The 19,115-nt window shown below is 67.9% G+C and carries 22 protein-coding genes; 4 read left to right on the forward strand and 18 right to left on the reverse strand.

Annotation, left to right across the window (positions count from 1 at the left end):
- The first annotated feature begins 80 nt into the window (after window positions 1-80).
- Window positions 81-989: a phosphatase PAP2 family protein gene (locus tag AC5RVB_RS08675; protein ID WP_227928658.1), complete on the forward strand. Its 909-nt coding sequence runs from the start codon at window positions 81-83 to the stop codon at window positions 987-989.
- On the opposite strand, the gene AC5RVB_RS08680 is transcribed toward AC5RVB_RS08675, so the two are convergent.
- From AC5RVB_RS08680 to pdhA, 5 genes are all read right to left on the reverse strand, one after another.
- Window positions 955-2,214 carry an MFS transporter gene (locus AC5RVB_RS08680; RefSeq protein ID WP_494142491.1) on the reverse strand — a complete coding sequence of 420 codons (1,260 nt, stop codon included), beginning with the start codon at window positions 2,212-2,214 and terminating at the stop codon, window positions 955-957. The genes AC5RVB_RS08675 and AC5RVB_RS08680 overlap by 35 nt on opposite strands.
- 41 nt (window positions 2,215-2,255) lie before the next feature.
- Window positions 2,256-3,116 carry an MBL fold metallo-hydrolase gene (locus AC5RVB_RS08685; protein ID WP_227902419.1) on the reverse strand — a complete coding sequence of 287 codons (861 nt, stop codon included), beginning with the start codon at window positions 3,114-3,116 and terminating at the stop codon, window positions 2,256-2,258.
- 61 nt (window positions 3,117-3,177) lie between these two features.
- Window positions 3,178-4,746, reverse strand: coding sequence for a dihydrolipoamide acetyltransferase family protein (locus AC5RVB_RS08690; RefSeq protein ID WP_494142504.1), 1,569 nt, complete (start codon window positions 4,744-4,746; stop codon window positions 3,178-3,180).
- 2 nt (window positions 4,747-4,748) lie between these two features.
- Entirely contained in the window at window positions 4,749-5,951 is a 1,203-nt protein-coding gene (locus AC5RVB_RS08695; protein WP_494142492.1) for an alpha-ketoacid dehydrogenase subunit beta, read from the reverse strand.
- A 23-nt stretch (window positions 5,952-5,974) separates the two neighbouring features.
- On the reverse strand, window positions 5,975-7,147 hold the full coding sequence (pdhA, locus tag AC5RVB_RS08700; protein WP_494142493.1) for a pyruvate dehydrogenase (acetyl-transferring) E1 component subunit alpha: 1,173 nt from the start codon (window positions 7,145-7,147) through the stop codon (window positions 5,975-5,977).
- A 188-nt stretch (window positions 7,148-7,335) separates the two neighbouring features.
- Here pdhA and AC5RVB_RS08705 point away from each other — a divergent pair, with 188 nt between their 5' ends.
- Complete coding sequence (locus tag AC5RVB_RS08705; protein WP_227902423.1) at window positions 7,336-7,785, forward strand: Lrp/AsnC family transcriptional regulator; 450 nt, start codon at window positions 7,336-7,338, stop codon at window positions 7,783-7,785.
- 6 nt (window positions 7,786-7,791) lie between these two features.
- On the opposite strand, the gene AC5RVB_RS08710 is transcribed toward AC5RVB_RS08705, so the two are convergent.
- The 4 genes from AC5RVB_RS08710 to AC5RVB_RS08725 all read right to left on the reverse strand — a co-directional run bounded on the left by AC5RVB_RS08710 (window position 7,792) and on the right by AC5RVB_RS08725 (window position 11,610).
- Entirely contained in the window at window positions 7,792-9,114 is a 1,323-nt protein-coding gene (locus AC5RVB_RS08710; protein WP_494142494.1) for a Dyp-type peroxidase, read from the reverse strand.
- Window positions 9,111-9,665 (reverse strand): copper chaperone PCu(A)C, encoded by a 555-nt coding sequence (locus tag AC5RVB_RS08715; RefSeq protein WP_227928653.1) that lies wholly within the window; start codon window positions 9,663-9,665, stop codon window positions 9,111-9,113. The genes AC5RVB_RS08710 and AC5RVB_RS08715 overlap by 4 nt, the downstream gene beginning before the upstream one ends.
- A gap of 375 nt (window positions 9,666-10,040) precedes the next feature.
- Complete coding sequence (locus AC5RVB_RS08720; protein ID WP_227928645.1) at window positions 10,041-10,838, reverse strand: copper resistance CopC family protein; 798 nt, start codon at window positions 10,836-10,838, stop codon at window positions 10,041-10,043.
- 109 nt (window positions 10,839-10,947) lie between these two features.
- Window positions 10,948-11,610, reverse strand: a complete 663-nt coding sequence (locus AC5RVB_RS08725; protein ID WP_227928643.1) for a hypothetical protein — start codon at window positions 11,608-11,610, stop codon at window positions 10,948-10,950.
- A 137-nt stretch (window positions 11,611-11,747) separates the two neighbouring features.
- Here AC5RVB_RS08725 and AC5RVB_RS08730 point away from each other — a divergent pair, with 137 nt between their 5' ends.
- Window positions 11,748-12,566, forward strand: coding sequence for an SDR family oxidoreductase (locus tag AC5RVB_RS08730; RefSeq protein WP_227902424.1), 819 nt, complete (start codon window positions 11,748-11,750; stop codon window positions 12,564-12,566).
- A gap of 90 nt (window positions 12,567-12,656) precedes the next feature.
- Here the strand turns inward: AC5RVB_RS08730 and AC5RVB_RS08735 are convergent, their stop codons facing one another.
- The 7 genes from AC5RVB_RS08735 to paaA all read right to left on the reverse strand — a co-directional run bounded on the left by AC5RVB_RS08735 (window position 12,657) and on the right by paaA (window position 17,607).
- Window positions 12,657-12,905 (reverse strand): DUF6480 family protein, encoded by a 249-nt coding sequence (locus AC5RVB_RS08735; RefSeq protein ID WP_227902425.1) that lies wholly within the window; start codon window positions 12,903-12,905, stop codon window positions 12,657-12,659.
- Window positions 12,906-13,059: 154 nt separating this feature from the next.
- Window positions 13,060-13,827: an enoyl-CoA hydratase/isomerase family protein gene (locus tag AC5RVB_RS08740; RefSeq protein ID WP_494142495.1), complete on the reverse strand. Its 768-nt coding sequence runs from the start codon at window positions 13,825-13,827 to the stop codon at window positions 13,060-13,062.
- Window positions 13,828-13,836: 9 nt separating this feature from the next.
- The gene (gene paaE, locus AC5RVB_RS08745; RefSeq protein ID WP_494142496.1) at window positions 13,837-14,967 is read right to left on the reverse strand and encodes a 1,2-phenylacetyl-CoA epoxidase subunit PaaE; all 1,131 of its coding nucleotides are present in this window, start codon (window positions 14,965-14,967) and stop codon (window positions 13,837-13,839) included.
- A 3-nt stretch (window positions 14,968-14,970) separates the two neighbouring features.
- Window positions 14,971-15,474 carry a 1,2-phenylacetyl-CoA epoxidase subunit PaaD gene (paaD, locus tag AC5RVB_RS08750; protein ID WP_227928638.1) on the reverse strand — a complete coding sequence of 168 codons (504 nt, stop codon included), beginning with the start codon at window positions 15,472-15,474 and terminating at the stop codon, window positions 14,971-14,973.
- A gap of 5 nt (window positions 15,475-15,479) precedes the next feature.
- Window positions 15,480-16,298 (reverse strand): 1,2-phenylacetyl-CoA epoxidase subunit PaaC, encoded by an 819-nt coding sequence (paaC, locus tag AC5RVB_RS08755; RefSeq protein WP_290244204.1) that lies wholly within the window; start codon window positions 16,296-16,298, stop codon window positions 15,480-15,482.
- Window positions 16,295-16,591 carry a 1,2-phenylacetyl-CoA epoxidase subunit PaaB gene (gene paaB, locus AC5RVB_RS08760; RefSeq protein ID WP_494142505.1) on the reverse strand — a complete coding sequence of 99 codons (297 nt, stop codon included), beginning with the start codon at window positions 16,589-16,591 and terminating at the stop codon, window positions 16,295-16,297. The genes paaC and paaB overlap by 4 nt, the downstream gene beginning before the upstream one ends.
- Before the next feature lie 86 nt (window positions 16,592-16,677).
- Complete coding sequence (gene paaA / locus AC5RVB_RS08765) at window positions 16,678-17,607, reverse strand: 1,2-phenylacetyl-CoA epoxidase subunit PaaA (RefSeq protein WP_290244200.1); 930 nt, start codon at window positions 17,605-17,607, stop codon at window positions 16,678-16,680.
- A gap of 147 nt (window positions 17,608-17,754) precedes the next feature.
- Between paaA and AC5RVB_RS08770 the strand changes: the two genes are divergently transcribed.
- A complete protein-coding gene (locus tag AC5RVB_RS08770; RefSeq protein ID WP_227928633.1) occupies window positions 17,755-18,360 on the forward strand; it encodes a hypothetical protein in 606 nt (201 codons plus the stop codon).
- Window positions 18,361-18,364: 4 nt separating this feature from the next.
- Here AC5RVB_RS08770 and AC5RVB_RS08775 read toward each other — a convergent pair whose 3' ends face one another.
- Together AC5RVB_RS08775 and AC5RVB_RS08780 are read right to left on the reverse strand one after the other, a co-directional pair.
- A complete protein-coding gene (locus AC5RVB_RS08775) occupies window positions 18,365-18,568 on the reverse strand; it encodes a helix-turn-helix transcriptional regulator (protein WP_494142497.1) in 204 nt (67 codons plus the stop codon).
- Between the two features lie 2 nt (window positions 18,569-18,570).
- Window positions 18,571-18,945, reverse strand: a complete 375-nt coding sequence (locus tag AC5RVB_RS08780) for a hypothetical protein (RefSeq protein ID WP_494142498.1) — start codon at window positions 18,943-18,945, stop codon at window positions 18,571-18,573.
- Between the last annotated feature and the right edge of the window lie 170 nt (window positions 18,946-19,115).

A 19,115-nucleotide genomic window follows, 5' to 3' on the forward strand; every position in this document is an offset into this window, starting at 1 on the left:
AGCCTACGCTTTGCCGCCCTGCACCCGCCCTGGCCGGGCCGCTCAGGCAACCACCAAGATGATGTGGCAATCTGGAACCAATGGATACTCGCAATTTGCTGGCACAGCGCTCCCGGGCACAACGCCCGGCTGCGCATAATCCGGCGCTCTTCCTCTTTGCCGCTCTGTGCTGCGCTGCAGGCGTAGCCGTGACGTATTGGTTTTTTGTCCGGACCACCACCGGGCAGCTGGCCGACGAGTCGGCGTTTCAGGAAGCCGAACTGATCGCTGCCGGCAATCATCTGCCGGTGATCAGCTTCCTGGACAATCTGCCCCTGATCTCGGTGTTCATCGCCGGAATAGTGGTGGTGTTCGTGTCCATCCTGCGGCAGCGCCTTTCCCCGGCGGTCATTGCGCTGGGCACATTCGCGGCGGCAAACATCAGCAGCCAGCTGCTCAAGCGGCTGGTTCTGGACCGCCCGGACCGCGGCGTCCTGACGCTGGACTTTAATTCCCTGCCTTCCGGGCACACCACGCTGGCTGCATCGGCAGCAGCGGCGGTCTTCCTGCTGGCCGCCCCGCGCTGGCGGCCGCTGGCAGCGTTCTGGGGCGGTTGTTACGCGATCCTCGCGGGCGCCGCCACGTTCCTCAACAGCTGGCACCGGCCGGCCGACGTCGTCGCCTCGCTCCTGGTGGTCTCGGCCTGGACCCTGATCGGGGGCCTGGTCATGATGCGGACCAACCCGGAGTGGAACCTGTGGCCCGCGTCCGGTCGGGGACAGGGCACGGCACGGGCGGTTACGCTGCTTTGCGCCATTCCCGGGACCCTCGCCGCCCTGGCCAGCCTTGGCCTGTATTTCTACGCCCGCTGGGATGCCGCGCCCATTGCCACCGCCGCACCCCTGTACTTCTGGGCGGGCCTGGCCCTGATAGCGGGCGTAGGCCTGCTGATCAGCGCCCTTGCCTGCTGGCTCTTCAGCCAGCAGGCCGGCGATCCGGCGCGGCGCTAGCGGACCTGCCGGGTTTTCCCTTGGGAACCCAGCACCAGAGGACGACGGCGCCGGCCAGTCCCAGCAGTGCGGTGGCCGCAATGCCGGCGGAGAGGGAGACCAGTGCTGTCACACCGGCGAGGATTCCCGGCCCGCCCATGTTGCCCAGATCGGCCAGCAGCCGCCAGATGCCCAGGAACTGCGGACGCCCCGGCGAGGGTGAAAAGTCCGCTCCGAGGGTCATGACAATCCCCGAGCCGATACCGTTGCCGAAGCCGATCAACAGGGCTGCCAGCAGCAGGCCGGTGGCGTCGGTGGCCAGTGGCAGCAGTCCCAGCCCCACACCCATAACGAGCATGCATGGCACGGCCACCGAACGCCTCCCCCAGGTGTCCATGGCTTTGCCTGCGGGGTAGAAGATCAGCATGTCGATGGCGCCGGACAGCCCGTAGATCAGCGCCGTCTGGGTGGGGTCCAGGCCAATGTGCTGGCCCCAGAGCGGAATGACTGCCTGGCGGGTGGCCCGCACCGCGGCGATCAGCAGTATGCCAATGCCGATGGTTCGGAACACCCGGGCATGGCTGCGCAGGATCGCCCGGACGGTGGGAGTGGGCGCTGACGCGGCCGCCGCGGCGGTGCCGGGGCCGGGCCGGGTGCCGTTTCGCTTGGCGGACCCACGAACGGACAGGTCCGGCACGGTGAGGCTGAGGAGCCCGGCACCGACGGCGGCGGCTGCCCCCACCCAGTAGGCGCCCGCGGTACCGAGGAAGTGGATGGCTCCGGCACCTGCGAAGGGACCGATGAAGACCCCGATCCGGTTCACCCCGCCCAGGGTGGACAGCGCCCGTGCACGGAAATGCAGCGGTACGGCCTCCGTCAGGTAGCTCTGGCGGGCAAGCCCGAAGACCGATCCGGCCATACCGGTCATAAAAACGGCGAGTGCGAAGACCCAGAGGACGGGAACCGATGCCGCCAGGATCATGGCGAGGGCGCACCACGCCGCTGCGGCCGCCAGGGCCCACTTTTCCCCGAACCGCGTGGTGACCACCGTGGCCGGGACGTTGGTCAGGAGCGATCCCACGCCGGTGAGGGTAATGACCAGGGCGGCCAGGGCTACGGTGGCGCCGAGGCCCCGGGCGCTGAGTGCCACTACGGGCAGGATGGCTCCGGTTGCCAGTCCGTAGAGCAGGGTAGGCCCGTAGGCCGGAACGGCAATACGTCGAAGGCTGAAATCATCCGCTGGCACGGCCTCAGACTATCCCCCGCACCGGCAGTGTCCTGTCCGGACTACCGTTTCAGCCATTTCCATTTCGCCAGGGTCCGCAGCCGGGTGAGCAGCGCGCGGGACTGTTCGGGGCCGTACGGCAGGATGGGAATGGCCTTGGTCATGTCCACTGACGCCTGGTCCATGGCGCTGCGGGTCACGGCGACGGCGGTGCGCATTTTGTTCATCTGCGTGGACACGAAATCCACGGTGACGGGTTTGCCGTGGCCCGGCACGAAGACCGTATACAGGTCCTCCAGCGCGGTGACCTTGCCCAGGGTGCGGATCCATTCCTTCGGGAAGGAATCCTCGAACTGCGGATCGGCGCCCTGCTCCACCAGGTCCCCGGTGAAGAGCACGTCGCCCGCCCCCACCAGCAGGTCGTGGTCCGTGTGCCCGCGTCCCAGATGGAAAAGCGTCACCGAAATGCCACCCAGGTCCAGATCCACCGGGGCGTTTTCCACCAGCTTGGTAGGCCCGGTGATGGCAGTGTGCTCGCCCATGGCCGAGGCCATTTCCGGTTCCGTGTCGGCGGCCTGCGGACGATGGTCCTCACCGTTTTCAAGGATGCTTGCGGCGCACCCGGCGGTGCCCCAGATATCCTCGACGCCGCGGGCCAGCATCAGCGTGTTTCCGAAGTAGTGGTCGAAGTGGGCATGCGTGTTCACTGCGGACAGCGGCAGATCCGTCAGCTGCCGTGCTGCCGCGTGGATTTCCTCTGCCATCACCGGGCCGGCACCGGTATCGATCAGCAGGGCACGCTCGTCGCCGATCACCAGGCCGGTGTTCACGGCGTACGCCTCGTTGCGCCGCACCCAGATGCGGGGGGCAATTTCCATCCAGCCCGCGGTGCTCACTGCGGGCTGGTGCGGTGTTTCGGTCATGTCAGCTTTCCCTTTCGCCGGCCTTCTCCAACCTACCGCGGGTAGGGATTCGGGGCACGTATTACAGGTCTGCGAGGACCCTGCCCGGGTTTTCAACCGCGTCCGCCACGTACCGCAGGAAGCCTCCGGCCGTACCGCCGTCGCACACCCGGTGGTCGAAGACCAGGGTCAGCTCCGTCATCTTGCGCACGGCCAGTTCGCCCCGGACCACCCACGGTTTATCGATGATGCGGCCGACGCCGAGAATGGCGGATTCCGGGTAGTTGATGATTGCTGCGCTGCCGTCCACACCGAACACTCCGTAGTTGTTGAGGGTGAACGTGCCCGAGGTCAGCTCGGCAGCGGTGGCCCGGCCCGCCTGCGCCGCTGCGGTGAGCCTGCGGATTTCGGTGTCCAGGTCGCGGGTGGACAGGCTGTCCGCGCGACGGACTGCGGGGACCATCAGTCCCCGGCCGGCCTGGACAGCAATGCCCAGGTTGATGCCCTCGAAGGCCTCTATGGCGGCGTCGGGGGCATCGGCGGAAAGGCCGTCTGTGCCCGTTCCACCGGGAACGTATCGGGTGTTGAGTTCCGGGAATCTGCGCAGGCCGGCCAGGGTGAAGCGGGCTAGGAAGGCCAGCAGCGAGGGGACCTCGCCGCCGCCGCGTCCGAGGTCGCTGCGCAGCTCCATCAGCGCCGTCGCGTCCACGTCCACCCAGACGGTGGCCTCCGGGATCAGGGCACGGCTGCGGGTGAGGTTCGCAGCCACCGTTCGGCGCACGCCGCGCACGGGGGTGCGGGCAGCGACCTGCAGCCCGGTCCGCGGGTCAAGGGGTGCGGCGCTGCCGTCCGGGCCGGAGACCTTGGTCCCGGCCGCGGATGCCGTGGTGTCGACCGGGCCGGATGCCGTGGTGTCGGCCGGCCCGGAGACGGCGCCGACCAGCGCGGTCGTGGAAACCCCCGCCGGCGTCCGGAATGACGACTCACCCTGGACGGGTACCGTGCGCAGTGCTGCCTGGACGTCGCGGCGCAGGATCAGTCCGTCCGGGCCGCTGCCGCTGAGATCGGCCAGCCGCAGGCCTGACTCACGTGCCATCCTCCGGACCAGCGGCGAGATGCAGCGCGGTGCAGCGGATCGGGGCGGATTCATCTGGAGGGCAGGCCGCACGGGGCTTTTCGGAGGCCTGGTACGGCGTGCCGTCTTCGCAGTTTCCGGAGTTCCGTAGCCGATCAGCACGTTCCCGGAACCTGCCTTCTCCTCCTGCCGGTAAGCCTCCCCTGCCGATGACACCGCCGCTTCCACGGTTCCCACGGCAGCGGCGGTTTCCAACCCGGCGGCCGGTACAGCACCGCCCGGCGCAGTGTCCGCCGGTGCAGCACCGCCCGGCGCAGTGTCCGCCGGGGCAGTGTCCACCGGGGCAGTGTCCACCGAAATAAGCGGCCGCCCAACGTCCATGCTTTCGCCGGCATTGCCGTGCAGCTGCGCCACGCGGCCGGCATACGGCGACGGGACCTCGACCAGGGATTTGGCCGTCTCCACTTCAGCCACGGGCTGGTCCACGGCGACGGAGTCCCCCACCGCAACAAGCCAGCTGACCAGCTCGGCTTCGGTCAGCCCCTCGCCCAGATCCGGCAGCAGGAAGGTTCGCACGCTCACAGGTGGCCCTCCGAACCGGAATCCGCAGCCGCGGTACCCCCAGTAAGGGAACCCCCGCCAAGGGAACCCCCGCCAAGGGAATCCCCGGCAGGCACATCCGCGCCGTCGCCCGGTTCATCCCACTGCAGCTCATCCACCGCGTCCAGAATCCGGTCCACGCCGGGCAGGAACCAGTGTTCAAGTTTGGGAGCCGGGTACGGCACGTCGAATCCGGTCACGCGCCGCACCGGGGCGGCCAGGGAATGGAAGCAGCGTTCGGAGACACGGGCTGCGATCTCGGAGGCAACGGAGGCAAAACCCGGCGCTTCGGCAATCACCACGGCCCGGCCAGTGCGGCGGACCGAGGCGTCCACGGTGGCGTCGTCATACGGAACAATCGAGCGCAGGTCGATCACTTCCAGGGACCGGCCTTCAACCTCGGCAGCAGCCGCTGCCGCCAGGGCTGTGGATACGGAGGGTCCGTAGGCAATCAGTGTGGCATCGGTACCCGGCCGGGCCACCGCCGCGGTACCGATGCCGCCGGCAGCGCTCCGGCCCGTCTGCACCGCGTCATCCGCCGCACGGCGCAGGCCGGCAAGATCCACTCTCTCCTTGGTCCAGTACAGCTTTTTGGGCTCCAGAAAAATGACCGGGTCATCGAGGCGGATGGCTTCGCGCAGCAGTGAATAGGCATCCGCCACGGTGGCGGGGGCCACCACGGTGAGGCCCGGGGTGTGGGCGTAGTAGGACTCGGAGGAATCACAGTGATGTTCCACCCCGCCGATCCCGCCGGCATAGGGAATCCGGATCACCATCGGAAGCTTGATCCGGGCCTTGGTCCGGTTCGGCATTTTGGCCACGTGGCTGACGATCTGCTCAAACGCGGGATAGGCAAAAGCATCGAACTGCATCTCCACCACCGGGCGCAACCCGTTCATGGCCATTCCCACGGCCATGCCCACAATGCCCGATTCAGCCAGCGGGGTATCGAAACAGCGCTCGGCCCCGAACCGCGCCGTCAGGGAATCCGTGATCCGGAAGACCCCGCCCAGCGGCCCCACATCCTCGCCGAACATCACCACCGTGGAATCGGCAGCCATCTCATCAGCGAGGGCGGTATTGAGTGCCTTCGCGAACGTCAGGGGCGCGTTGTCGGTGCTGTCCGCGGTGTCGGCGGCCTGCCGGGTGCCCGGCCGCGCCTCCGTGGTTGTTGCTGCCATGATGTGTGCCCTTCCGTGGGGAGTCAGCGCGTGGCGCCGGTGTCGCGGGTGTCCGGCTCCACGGCTGCGGCGTCGCGTTCCAGTTCGCTGCGCAGCAGCTCGGCCTGTTCCGTCAGCTGGGGAGTCCGGCGGCTGTAAACGTGCTCGAACAGGGCCATCGGTTCCGGCTCGACGTCGGCATTCAGCCCGTCGCGCATGGCCGTCGCGACGGTCTCGGCGTCGGCTGCCAGCCCGGCCTCGGCGGCGTCGTCGAGCAGACCCGACGAGCGCAGAAAGGTCCGGATCCGCAGCAGCGGGTCCAGGGGTTCCCACCGCTGCACCTCGTCGGCCGTGCGGTACCTGGTGGCGTCATCGGCGTTTGTGTGGGGCTGCATCCGGTAGGTGTGGGCCTCCACCAGCGACGGACCGCCGCCTTCGCGTGCCCGCTGCACTGCAGCGCCCAGCACGGCCAGGAGGGCGGCGACGTCGTTCCCGTCCACCCGCTCTCCCGGCATGCCGTACCCCACTGCCTTATGTGCAAGAGAGGGGGCAACGGTCTGGCTGCGCAGCGGCACGGAAATCGCGTACTCGTTGTTCTGGACAAAAAACACCACGGGCACGTGGAAGACCGCGGCAAAGTTCAGCGCCTCGTGGAAGTCGCCCTCGCTGGTGGCACCGTCACCGCACAGGGCCAGCACCACGGTGTCTTCACCCTTCAGTTTCGCTGCGTGGGCAACGCCGACGGCGTGGAGCAGCTGGGTGGCCAGCGGCGTCGCCTGCGGGGCCACCCTGTGTTCGTAGGGGTCATACCCGCTGTGCCAGTCCCCGCGGAGCAGGGTCAGCACCTGCAGGGGATCCACGCCGCGGGACATCACGGCCACGGAATCCCGGTAGGTGGGGAAAAGCCAGTCCCGGGCCTGCAGCACGGCGGCGGCTGCCACTTGGCATGCCTCCTGCCCGTGCGAGGACGGGTACACGGCCAGCCGGCCCTGCCGGACCAGGGCGTTGGCCTGGTCGTTGACCCGCCGCCCGGCCACCAGCCGCGCGTAGGCGTCCAGCAAGCTGTCGCCGGAGGGCAGCGGATAGCGTTCATCGCTGTGCTCCGCCCCGTCGGCATCAATCAGCCGGACGGGAACCGGGGACGGAAGAAGTCCGGTGTCTGCGGCGAATCCCGGGGATGGGGGAAACCCGGTGTGCCGCGGCGTCGAGATGGTCATCAGAGAGCCTCCGTCCGTGAGTGCCTGCGGCACCTTTGCACGCGGGTACTACTGTCTAGCCAGTATGCTGACCGGCGCTCATCAGGGGCCAGCATTCCCGGAAATCTTGGACGGAAAGCTCCGCTGCGGGTACTCTGATGGACACCTTGCAAATGTGACGCAGATTACTTGGGGAAAGCGTGGACACTATGACAGCAGCTCCGGCGGTACTGGATGAAACAGACCGGAAAATCCTGGCAGTGCTGCGCTCCGACGGGAGGGCATCCTTTACGGCCGTTGCGCAGGCGGTACACATTTCTCGGGCGCATGCCTATTCGCGGATTGCCCGGCTGACCGAATCGGGCGTACTCAGCCGCTTCACCGCATTGGTGGATCCGGAAAAGGCAGGATTGGGCTCCTCGGCCTATGTGACGCTGAAAGTCCGCCAGCACGCCTGGCGGGAGTTGAAGGACCGCCTCAGCGAGGTGCCGGAAATCCACCACATCGCCCTGGTGGGAGGGTCCTTCGACGTCATTGTGCTGGTACGGGCCGAGGACAACGTCCACCTGCGCCGGGTTATTTTCGACCAGCTGCAGTCCATGCCCGGAGTGCTGGACACCCAGACGTTCCTGGTCTTCGAGGAACGCGACACCCGCTGAGGGCTGTCAGTCGAAAAGTTCCGCGCCGACAAAGCTCCCTTCCCGTGCGCCCGGCGGAACCGCGAACACGGCGGAGCCCACCGGCGTCGTCCATTCGTTGAGGATGTCCAGCTCGTCCAGCCGCCGCTGGATCGGCACGAACTGCCGGTCGACGTCGGCCTGGTAGGACACAAAGATCTGGCCCGAGTTGGAGACGCCGCTTTCCGCGCCGCCCGTGACAGGCGCGTCGTCATAGTTGTAGGGACGGCGGAATATCCGCTGCCGTTCATCCTCCGGACGGGCCCGGCGCATGTGCGCGGATTCGGCAATCACCGGAAAACCGAGACTGTTGCGTGCCGAGAAGTCCGGCTCGTCATGTTCGGTTCCGCCCGTCAGCGGAGCCCCGTCACTGAGCCGCCGGCCCACGGTTTCCTCCCGTCCCCTTCGGTCCAGTTCATCCCATGTATCCAGGTTCATGGCGATGCGCCGGATCACCACGGAGGTCCCGTCCTTCAGCCACGGTTCGATGCCCTCCCCGCCCCACACCACACGTTCGAAGGCGCCGCCTCGGGGGTTGGCGGTACCGTCCAGCTGGCCGAACAGATTCCGTGGTGTCTCCTCTGCGGGGTTGGAACGGGCGGCGCGCAGAAACCCCGTCTGGGTCCATCGAAGGGTCGCAAAGGAGCGGCTGTCCTTGAGCAGCATGCGCCGTGCGTGGGCCACCGTCAGCGGGTCATCGGCGCACACCTGCAGCAGCAGATCTCCCCCGCTGTAGGCAGGCTCCAGCCGGTCAATTCCGAAGGCAGGCAGCGGTCGGAGCCAGGCGGGTGCCAGCCCCGGAGAAGCCAGCGCCACCAGCGCCGGACCGAACCCGAACGTCACCGTCAGCCGGGCCGGGCCTGCCGCCAGCTCAGGTTCCGTGTCAGCCAGCGCCGGCCGGCCCTGTGTCAGGGCGGCGGCGTCCTCGGACAGCAGCCGCAGCCAGGCGGCAAGCCGCTGCCGGGTTAGGCCCGGTTTCAGGTCCAGGCCCAGGAAGACGGCGTGGGTCTGGGCCGGCGTTTCGATGCCCGCCTGCCGCGGTCCGTAAAAGGGCACGACGTCGGAAGCGCCGGCTGAAGGGGCCGCGCCGGTCTCCGTGTTCTGCCCTTTCCGGCCGGCGGCATCCGGTTTGGTCCCGGCGGCGATCCCGGCTGCCGCCAGCGCTCCCAACCCAGCCGCTGCACCGCCGAATAACAGGTGCCGCCGCCTGACACCGCCGGAGGCCTCCTGTTCCGGCTTCTGCCCGTCTCCGCTGCGCTCGCTATGTTCGGGCTCGCCGTGGTCGGGCGCCACGCCCTCCGTGATGCTCATTCCCCGTGGTAGCTCTCATTGGCGCCGGAGAAGTCCTTAACGGTGGCGGTGAATTCCACAACGGTTCCGTCTTCCAGTTCCAGGTTGAGGATGACCTCGTCCCCGGCAAGGAGCGGTTCCGCCAGCCCCATCAGCATCAGGTGGTTTGCTCCGGGTTCCAGCGCAAAGTCCGCGCCAGCGGGGATGGTGAATCCGTCAGTGGTTTCGGCCATGGTGAACGTGCCGTCGGGACCCGCGACGGTCTCGTGCAGTTCAACCTTCTTGGCGGACGGCGACGTTGCCGCGACCACCCGGATATCTTCGGTGCCGTTGTTTGTGAGGACACCGAATGCCCCCGTCATACGGGATTCGGCAGCCTTCACCCACGGCTGGTGCACGGACAGCGGAGAAGCGGATGCCGTCGCGGATTCCGTGGCGGATTGCGGACCGGATGCTGGAGCTGCTTCCGTGGCGGACGGAGCCTGGGTCTGCGCCCCTGCTGCTGGCCCCTCGGGTGCGGGGTCAGCGGCACAACCGCCCAACAGCAGTCCGGCCAGGATGGTGGCAGCCACGGCCGGGAGCGCCTTTTTGCGGATGGGACGGGCGGGGAATGGGGCGGGCACCGGGGCGGAGCCACAAGCGGGCGCCACGGCCGGAGAGTGGTCGGGGCCCGCAGCGGGCAACCTGGTCGGAGAGTGGTCAGGGCCCATGGCGGGCAACCCGGTCGGAGACTGCCCGGGAACGGAAGTGTGGGCGGGGGTAGGCGGACGAGACGTCATGGTGGTGTAGCTCCTAAGTGTGAGAGGCGCTGTCGTGATGGAGCGCTGAAAGTTTTGCGCGCGCTGCCGTGGGGGCACTGAAATGAGGGACGCGCTGGAGTTGTGGGAGGTGCGCGGCCGGAAGCCGACTGGCCCACTCTGTGAGGTTGTTGCCGTTGCCGGGCAGCGCTAGTCCGAACTGCTGCGCTGCCGGCGGCGGGAGAACACTGCGTAGCCGGCATAGATCAGCAGCCCGGCTGCCGCGCCGCAGATCCCGGGAAGCACCCAGTCAGGCAGGCCCTCGTTGGCCTCGGCACCAGCATGGGCGGCGGCCTCAGCGGTGTCAGGTTCAGCGGCGTCGGTTTCAACGGCGTCGGTTTCAAGGGCGTCGGCCTGAGTGTCCCCGGCGGCGCCGGTTCCGTTTGCAGGCGTTTCGGCGCTTCCCTTCGCCGGCATGCCCGCGGCGTTGTCACTCCCGGCTGCATCCGTGCCCGGAACAGCGTCGACGGCAGATCCGGCCACGGCGTCCGCACCCACCAGGAATTCGAACCGGCCGGCGATCGGATGCCCGTCGGAGGACACCACACGCCAGCGCACCGAATACTCCCCGCGGGGCAGCTCCTCCGGCAGCGGCTGGACCAGGGTTTCCCGGTTCAGCCGGGGGTCGGCTCCCGCCCAGTCGCGGCCGTCAGCATCCAGAACCAGGACCTGATGGCCCACATCCATCAGCACCGAACTGAAGGTAAGTTCCAGCTGCTCGGGAGCCGCATCGAGGCGCTCGCCGGCTGCGGGTGCAGTGCCCACGAGCTGGTCGTGGGCCGCGGCCGGGGCAGCCGATGCCAACGCTGCAATAAGGCAGCCCACGGCCAAGCCCATAGCCAGGACCGCAGCGAGCACGGCACGGTAGGGGCCGGACCTGCGCGGCCGCGCCGGAACGGCAGCGGAAAAGGGCATGGGAAACGGAGGGGACAGGTTGATCGAAGGCATGACTGCTTTCCGCCGCCGGACGAGCGTCCGCGGCTGCTGGGGGATAGGTGTCCGCTGACGCGGTCAACCGGGGCATCCGCACGTTTGTGCGGATGCCCGAAAGCGCTCCTTAGCGGAACGCGGCAGCAGCTGGCGGGCCCCGGTGCCGCATCACCAGCAGTGGGATGCCGAGACGGGGTGCAGGTTCAATCCGCGCCATGTGCGCGGGCTTGGGCGCTTCCGGGCCCAGCGGCGCCGGCAGCGGCAACCGCGGAAATATGGCAACGATGCGCAGGCGGACGGCGCCCGCGAGGCGGAGCAGCGCGGCTTCACCGTGGCCGATGATCAGCATGGTAGCCGCCGCGGCCAGCAGATGCCCGAACCACATGCCTGCCGAAGGATGCCCCGAGGCCGTCACGCCTGCGCCAGCCACCACCTGGTCGGCGAGGGCCCCGGGATCAACGTGCCCCGCGTGGCCGGCATGCCCGGCTGCGGCACCCGCCGTCGAGAGTCCCGTGAAACCGCCTGCAGGGGAAGGCATACCGGCACCGCCGGCGGTAAACATCCAGTGGAAGAGGCCTTGGCTCACAAGAACGGCTCCCGCCGTACGCACGTGCGACAGGGCACGGCCTGCCAGAGCGCAGGAGACCATGGCGGACAGCGCAAGGCAGAGGACCAGGATGGACGGGTGAGGAATACTGCCGCCGGCCAGGATGTGCGCCGCAGCGGCAACCCCCGTGGCCGAGAGGGCGACAGCCCAGCCACGCAACTGACGTGCCGCGCGCGTGCCCATGCTTCCTCCCGAAGGGAATCCCGACCGGACGGATCGTCCGTCTGGTGCCAATTCTTCCCGGATTTCTACACGTTGTCGAATACGCGCGGCATCCGTGACACGCGCTGCAGCAGCCGTGCCGCGCTTACCATGGGCGGATGCACACGCACCCTCCCCTCCCCCTGTCCGGACGCACGGCTGTTATTACCGGGGTGAGCCGCCGCCAGGGAATCGGCTTCGCCATCGCCCGGCGGCTGGGCGGAATGGGAGCCAACCTTTTCCTGCAGCATCATGTGCCCCACGACGAGGCGCAGCCCTGGGGTGCCGATTCCATTCCGGACCTGGTCCGGGACCTGCAGACTTCCCTGCCCGACGGCATCCGGGTGGAACACGCCGGGATCGACCTCGCGCCGGCGGCCGGTGCTGCCGAACTCATTCAGCGCGCACAATCCGCACTGGGCCACCTGGACATCCTCTGCTGCAACCATGCCAAAAGCGGCAGCGACGGCGGACTGCTGGACATGACACCGGAAAACCTGGATGCCCACTGGCAGGTCAACACGCGCTCCACCCTGCTGGCCACCCGCTATTTCGCGGAGCAGCACGACGGCCGGGAGGGCGGGCGCGTGGTGTGGATGACGTCGGGCCAGTCCCAGGGCCCCATGCCGGGCGAAATAGCCTATGCAACGTCGAAGGCCGCACTGGCCGGCGTGACGGCTTCAGTGGCGGACGGCCTGATGAGTCAGGGCATCATCCTCAATACCGTCAACCCGGGCCCGGTCAACACCGGCTACCTGAATGAGGAAACGGCGGACCGGCCGTCGGCGGAACTAAAGAGCGTGCTGGCGCATTTCCCGGGCGGACGGTTCGGCGAGCCCGACGACCCCGCCAGGCTCATCGCCTGGCTGGTCAGTGACGAAGGCCGCTGGATGGTAGGACAGGTCCTCAATACCGAGGGCGGTTTCCGCCGCTGGTAACCGTTCCTGCCCGGCAACGCCCGGCAACCCCCGCAAATGCAGACAGCACCCGCAGCAGTTGCTGCGGGTGCTGTCCGGTTGTGCGGCGATTCAGTTCTCGTCGTGGCCCTGGTCGCTGCTCATCTGGCCTTCGGCGGGCGGGGTCTCTCCCGGGGGAACTCCGCCGCCCGGCTCCAGTCCGGTGATGTTCCCCTCGGCGGGGTCCGGGTTGGGGCTGTCCGCCTTCGCCTCGCTGTGCGCGTGGTTGCCCGTCCCCTCCTGCGTGCCGGCACCCTTTTGCGCGTCCTTGGGCTTATCCGGATTTGCCGGGTCATTGTTCGGGTTGTAGCTCTCGGCCATGTTCTGCCTCCTCGGCATCTCTGCGCGTTCACCAGCCTTGGCAAGCATCGTACTAAGCATGCTTACGAGTTGCCTTCCAACCTAGTCCCCGTCCGGGCACATCTCAAGCCGGAGTCTTCAGGTTTCACCCGCGCAGAAGCTGCCCGGACGGAGATCAGCCGCGGAAAACAGGCTTCCGCTTGGCCAGGAAGGCGGTAAATCCTTCGGCGTAATCCGGTGTTTTACTCAGCTGCACCTGTACCTCGTTTTCGGCATCCAGGGCATCCCAATAGCCCATACGGTGGTCCCTGATCTGCCCCACGAGCTCCTTGGAGGCCGCGAACGCCTGGGTAGGGCCGGACGCTGCTTTGGCGACGGCGGCGCGCGTCTTCGCGAGCAGCTCCGTCGGGGCAACCGCCCGGCTGAACAGTCCCCCCGCCACGGCGTCCGCACCGCTCATCAGTTCGGCGGTGTAGATCAGGTCCAAGGTCCGCTGCGGTCCAAGCCGTTCAGTGAACAGCCAGTGCCCGCCCGAATCCAGGGCGGCACCCAGATTGGCGAAGGGCGAGCCGATCTTCGCGTCGTCGGCAACATAAACGACGTCGGTGACAGCCAGCAGGCCGAGCCCCACCCCCAGGCACGCACCGTGCGCGGCCGCGAAGGTGGGCACGGGAAAGTCAGCCATTTTCTTCAGCAGGGGCCGCAGGGCATCCACCAGATAGGTCCGGGCATCATCATTTTCCGGTGACACACCCGTCAGATCCCTACCGGCGCAGAAAGCGCGGCCCTCGCCGCGAAGCAGCAGGGCCCGCACGCCGGCGGCCCCGGCGTCATCGTAGGCCTGTGAAAGCTCCCCGAGTGCCTCTTCGCTGAGCGCATTGAGTTTCGCCGGGGCGTTCAGCACCACTTCGGCGATGCCGTCCCGTATGTCCAAATCAATCATGGCGTGCTCCTAGGCGTCGTAGTCCACGGTGACTGACGGACTGGTGGGCCTGCTCTGGCAGGTCAGGATGTAGCCGCGCTCCAGCTCCTCCGGTTCCAGTGCGTAGTTCTCCTCCATCTCCACGGTCCCGGTGACGAGCTTGGCCCGGCAGGTGCCGCAGACCCCGCCGGCGCAGGCGAAGGGAACATCCGGACGCACACGCAGGGCGGCGTTCAGCACTGATTCCCGGGCATGCACCGGGCTGGAAACTTTTCCCTGCAGCCCGTCGAGGCGGAAGGCAATGTCGTAGCTGGCACCCGCACTGTCCGGAACCACCGGCCGTCCGGCGGAGCCCTCCGGCCGGTCCGGCCTGCCGGTGGTGAACAGCTCAAACCGGACCCTGGCCGGATCAATGCCGCGTTCCGCGAGCGCATCGCGGCAAAGCTGGACCAGGTCAAACGGACCGCAGAGAAACCATTCATCCACCGCGTCTGCCGGAAGGACGGTGTCAATGAAGCTGGTGATTTTCTCTGCGTTGAGCCGCCCGCTGAGCAGCGGCGAGATCCGCTGCTCACGGGAAAGCACATGGTGCACGGCAAACCGCGAAGGGTAACGGTCCTTCAGGTCTGCCAGTTCCTCCAGGAACATCACGTCCATGGCTGCCTTGTTGGCGTACACCAGGTCAAAGCGGGTGTGCTCCGAGGAGGCCAGGACAGACCGGGCAATGGCGATCACCGGGGTGATCCCCGATCCGGCTGCAACGGCAGCGAAGACCTGGCCGCGTGCCTGTTCAGCTGCCATCCCCGGCACCGGGCGCACGGTAAAGCTGCCGGCGGGCGACATCACGTCCAGCACGTCTCCGGCCTTCAGATGCTCGTTGACCCAGGAGGAAAACAGGCCCCCGAGGTCACGCTTGACGGCCACCTTCAGTTCTCCGGGACGGGGTTCGGCACAGATGGAATAGCTGCGCCGCAGTTCGGTGCCTTCCAGCACCGTGCGGAGGGCAACGTATTGCCCGGGCAGGTAGCCATAGGCGTCCGCCAGTTCGGGAGGAACCGCGAAGGTGACCTCCACGGCGTCTTCGGTCAGCCGGCGCACTGCCGCCACGGTCAGGGAATGGAAAGCGGCGCGCCGTGCAGGCGCGGCGGGAAGAACGGTCATGGATCAGAGCACCTTGAAGTAGTCGAACGGTTCCAGGCAGTCCCGGCAGACCCAGAGCGCCTTGCACGAGGTAGAGCCGAACCGGGTCAGCTCCCGGGTGTTGAGCGAGGAGCACTGCGGGCATTTCACGCTCAGCCCCACGCGGACAGGACCGGCGGCGGCACTGCCCGACGGCGGGGCGATGCCGTAGGCGTCCAGCTTCGCCTTCCCGTCAGCGGTCAGCCAGTCAGTGGTCCAGGCCGGAGCCAGTTCCAGGGCAACCTGCACCTCGGCATACCCCGCCCCGTGCAGGGCAGCCGTGACATCCTGGCGGATGGCGTCCATGGCCGGGCAGCCGGAGTAGGTGGGGGTGATGGCCACCTGCACGCCGGCGTCGGAAACCTCCACCCGTCGCAGCACCCCCAGGTCCTCGATGCTCAGTACGGGGATCTCCGGATCACACACCGTCGCGGCCACATCCCAGGCGGCGGCCGCCGCAGGATCTGCCGGCCGCAGGGAGGATGCCATCAGGCTCACCACGTGGCACCGGGATGTTCGCGGGCCAGGACCTGCAGTTCCGCCAGCAGATAGCCCAGATGCTCGCTGTGCCGTCCCTGCCTGCCGCCGCCGGGAGCCGGCTGAACCGCAGGTACCTGAAGCCCAGCCTCCTGCAATACGGCGGTGATGCTCCGCTCAAACTCCGGCTTCAGGCTGGACGAAAGGACCGCGCGGTCCCCCATTGCCACCGCCGCGTCGTCGTCCTCGAAGAGCTCACCGACGTACGGCCAGGTCAGCTCCAGCGCGCGGATCATCCGCCGGCGGGATTCATCAGTGCCAAGGCCCAGCCGCAGCACCCACTGGACGCTGTGGTCCCGGTGGTAGTCCACTTCCTTGACCGCCTTCGCCGCGATGGCCGCCAGCGTGGGGTCCGCACAGTGCTGCAGCGCGCTGTACAGCCCGAACTGATAGAAGGAGACCGCCAGCTGGCGGGCTATGGTGCGGGCAAAATCGCCGTTCGGCTGCTCCATCAGGTGGGCGGAACGGAACTCCGATTCGCTCCGCCAGTAAGCCAGGTCATCCTCGGTGCGGCCGTCGGCACTGCCGGCGTAGGTGAGGAAGGACCGGGCGTGGCCGATCAGGTCCAGGGCAATGTTGCCCAGCGCCACGTCCTCTTCGAGTTCCGGCGCGCGGGAAATCCACCAGCCCAGCCGCTGGGCCAGGACCAGGGCGTCGTCGCCCAGGCGGAGGGCATATGCCGCGGCGTCGGCCGGTGCCCGGGTGCCCGCTGCGGCAATGTCCTCGGGCCGCAGCGCATTGCCGGGGGTGATGCGGGTGGCGCTGTCCGAACTCACAGGTGCCTCACTCCCTCGGACTTTGTGTAATAGGTCGCGTGCCGGTAATCCTTGCCCTGCGGAGACTCGAAGAGGCGCCCCCTGGCATCCGGGTCACTGGCGATGATGGCCGACGCCGGAACCACCCAGAGCGAGATGCCCTCGTTCCGGCGGGTGTACAGATCACGGGCGTTACGCACCGCCATGTCGGCATCCGGGGCGTGCAGGGACCCGGCGTGCACGTGGGAAAGGCCGCGGGAGGAACGCACAAAAACTTCCCACAATGGCCACACCGCGGACGGCACTGCGGGCATGTCCGGCACGGGGGCAGCAGGGGCGGAAACCGCAGGCGCGGGTGCCAGGGCGCCGTCGTCGCCGGTTGTTGATCCACCTGTCATGGCTAGGCCACCTCCGTGGCGTTCTGCCGGCGCGCATAGGCCGCTGCGGCCTCACGGACCCAGGCACCGTCCTCATGGGCTTCGCGGCGCCGGGCCAGCCGCTGCGAATTGCAGGGCCCCCGCCCGGCCAGGACCTCGCGGAACTCCTCCCAGTCAAGCGGCCCGTGCTCCCACCGTCCGGTTTCCGCGTTGAAGCGGATGGCCGGGTCAGGCAGGGTCAGGCCAAGGACCTGCACCTGCTCAACGATCATTCCGACGAACCGCGAACGCAGTTCATCGTTGGAAAACCGCTTGATGTTCCAGGCCATGGACTGGCGCGAGTTCGGTGAATCATCATCGGGCGGGCCGAACATCATCAGGGACGGGGCGTACCAGCGGTTGATGGCATCCTGCGCCATCTCCTTCTGTGCGTCAGTGCCCCGGGCGAGTTCAAGCAGGATTTCAAACCCCTGCCGCTGGTGAAAGGACTCTTCCTTGCAGATCCGCACCATCGCCCGGCCGTAGGGTCCGTAGGAAGCGCGGCACAGCGGGACCTGGTTGCAGATAGCCGCACCGTCCACGAGCCAGCCGATGGCGCCCATGTCCGCCCAGGACAGTGCGGGATAGTTGAAGATCGAGGAATAGCGGGCCTTGCCGGCAATCAGGTCCTCGGTCATCCGGTCCCGAGGGGTGCCCAGGGTTTCTGCGGCGGAGTAGAGGTACAGCCCGTGCCCGGCTTCGTCCTGGACCTTGGCCATCAGAATGGCTTTGCGCTTGAGCGAGGGGGCACGGGAGATCCAGTTTCCCTCCGGCTGCATCCCGATGATTTCCGAGTGCGCATGCTGGGAGATCTGCCGGACCAGGGTCTTCCGGTATCCCTCCGGCATCCAGTCCCGCGGTTCCACCCGGGCATCAGCTGCGATCAATGCCTCGAACTGCTCTTGCCCGTCCATGCCTAACCCCGTTCAATAATTACCGACCGTTCGTTCAGGATATGGACGCGGGATGGGACCGTCAAGGGATCCGCTGCCGCCCGTCCGGCGCCCGCGGTTATGGAAAACTAGTGGTCTGGATAGTTTCCTCAGCGCAGAAGGAGTCATATGGGTATCCCCGAGCCCGACGCCGGACCGCCGGCCGTGGACGCCCTTGCCGCACGCCCCGCGGAGGACCCGGTTGAAAAGGACGGCGTTGATACCGCCACCGCTCCCCACTCCGGCTCCGCAGCGGCACTGATTGTTCCAACGCTCCTGGGCCTGCTTGGGTTTGTTGCCGTTGCAGCCGCCGTAACCTCGGAAGCGGCCACGGTTGCCGTCACCGCCCCGGGGCTGATGCTGGCCTTTACCGCGCTGGTGGTGGCCGGAATCAGTCCGCTGTACCTGCGGCGTCCAACGCTGCGCTCGCTGCGGCGCCCGGCCATCCTGCTGGCCGCCTGCCTGCTGGTGGAAGCGGCACTGTTCCTGGCGGCGTCGCATCTGGTCCTTTTCTCACTGCCTGCCCTGCCGCTGGCCCTGTGCGGCGGTGCCGTCCTGCTGGGCACCAGCCTGTGGGGCCAGTTCCGCAAGGGCCCGGCTCCGGACCCGGTGCTGCGCCCTCGCAGCGAACTGCCGCCCCGGCCCTTCGCTTCCACCCTGCTGGCCGTGGCAGTGAACTGGCTGCTCTTCCTGACGGCTGGCGCCGTCTGTGCCTGGTTGCTGCTGGGCGACTAACCCTCTAGCCGTCTAACTGTTCCGGCAGGAACAGTTCCTCGATCCGCCGGCCCAGCACGCGGGCCAGGCCAAAAGCCAGGGGCAGCGAGGGATCAAACCTGCCCTTTTCAATGGAAATGACCGTCTGCCGTGAGACCCCCAGGCGTTCCGCGAGCTGCACCTGCGACAATCCCAGCCGCACCCGCTCCTGCGCCACGCGGTTCTCCATTCCTAGGCGTTTCGGCGTCGGGCCGCGGCGTAGCGCAGCGCCCAGGCCGCCAGGCCGGCCGCGCAGAAGAGCGGAAGCGGGACGGTCCAGCCCGCCACAGCCTGCAGCACAACCCCCAAGGACACCACCACCATCACATCGGTGAAGGCGGCGGCAGCCGCATCCCGGGACCAGGAACGTTCGACGTCGGCAGCACCTGCGGCCTCGATCCGGCGGGTTTCCGCCGAATTCAGGACCAGCATCCAGAAGGCAACCCCCACCATGGGCCCCACTGCCGCGGCAAACACCGGCACGTACAGCGCCGGGTCCCCTCCGTTGCGCAGCGCCACCGCCCAGCCCAGGGCCGCTCCCGCTGCGGCGCCCCCGGCCGTGCTCAATCCAATCCTGAGTCCGCGGGTCCGCCTGCCCGCTGTTTCCGTCGCCATGGCCGAAAGCCTGCCACCGACCCCGCCGATTGTAAAGGGTGCTTTACATTCCGGAGTGCCCGCTACAGGACACCCGCCGGCTAAGCCGCGAGCATAAGCCCGGCGCGCGGCCCTTCGACACC

Source organism: Arthrobacter sp. Y3225209 (genome assembly GCF_059090685.1).

Bases quoted from the DNA above. Each gene is read 5' to 3' on its own strand.
- paaD (WP_227928638.1), bottom strand. From the start codon at position 15,474: ATGGCATCCTCCCTGCGGCCGGCAGATCCTGCGGCGGCCGCCGCCTGG.
- paaA (WP_290244200.1), bottom strand. From the start codon at position 17,607: ATGGACGGGCAAGAGCAGTTCGAGGCATTGATCGCAGCTGATGCCCGG.
- AC5RVB_RS08695 (WP_494142492.1), bottom strand. From the start codon at position 5,951: ATGGCAGCAACAACCACGGAGGCGCGGCCGGGCACCCGGCAGGCCGCC.
- AC5RVB_RS08775 (WP_494142497.1), bottom strand. From the start codon at position 18,568: ATGGAGAACCGCGTGGCGCAGGAGCGGGTGCGGCTGGGATTGTCGCAG.
- pdhA (WP_494142493.1), bottom strand. From the start codon at position 7,147: ATGACCATCTCGACGCCGCGGCACACCGGGTTTCCCCCATCCCCGGGA.
- AC5RVB_RS08730 (WP_227902424.1), top strand. From the start codon at position 11,748: ATGCACACGCACCCTCCCCTCCCCCTGTCCGGACGCACGGCTGTTATT.
- AC5RVB_RS08720 (WP_227928645.1), bottom strand. From the start codon at position 10,838: ATGCCTTCGATCAACCTGTCCCCTCCGTTTCCCATGCCCTTTTCCGCT.
- AC5RVB_RS08740 (WP_494142495.1), bottom strand. From the start codon at position 13,827: ATGATTGATTTGGACATACGGGACGGCATCGCCGAAGTGGTGCTGAAC.
- AC5RVB_RS08685 (WP_227902419.1), bottom strand. From the start codon at position 3,116: ATGACCGAAACACCGCACCAGCCCGCAGTGAGCACCGCGGGCTGGATG.
- AC5RVB_RS08675 (WP_227928658.1), top strand. From the start codon at position 81: ATGGATACTCGCAATTTGCTGGCACAGCGCTCCCGGGCACAACGCCCG.
- AC5RVB_RS08710 (WP_494142494.1), bottom strand. From the start codon at position 9,114: ATGAGCATCACGGAGGGCGTGGCGCCCGACCACGGCGAGCCCGAACAT.
- AC5RVB_RS08735 (WP_227902425.1), bottom strand. From the start codon at position 12,905: ATGGCCGAGAGCTACAACCCGAACAATGACCCGGCAAATCCGGATAAG.
- AC5RVB_RS08705 (WP_227902423.1), top strand. From the start codon at position 7,336: ATGACAGCAGCTCCGGCGGTACTGGATGAAACAGACCGGAAAATCCTG.
- paaB (WP_494142505.1), bottom strand. From the start codon at position 16,591: ATGCCCGCAGTGCCGTCCGCGGTGTGGCCATTGTGGGAAGTTTTTGTG.
- paaE (WP_494142496.1), bottom strand. From the start codon at position 14,967: ATGACCGTTCTTCCCGCCGCGCCTGCACGGCGCGCCGCTTTCCATTCC.
- AC5RVB_RS08770 (WP_227928633.1), top strand. From the start codon at position 17,755: ATGGGTATCCCCGAGCCCGACGCCGGACCGCCGGCCGTGGACGCCCTT.
- AC5RVB_RS08725 (WP_227928643.1), bottom strand. From the start codon at position 11,610: ATGGGCACGCGCGCGGCACGTCAGTTGCGTGGCTGGGCTGTCGCCCTC.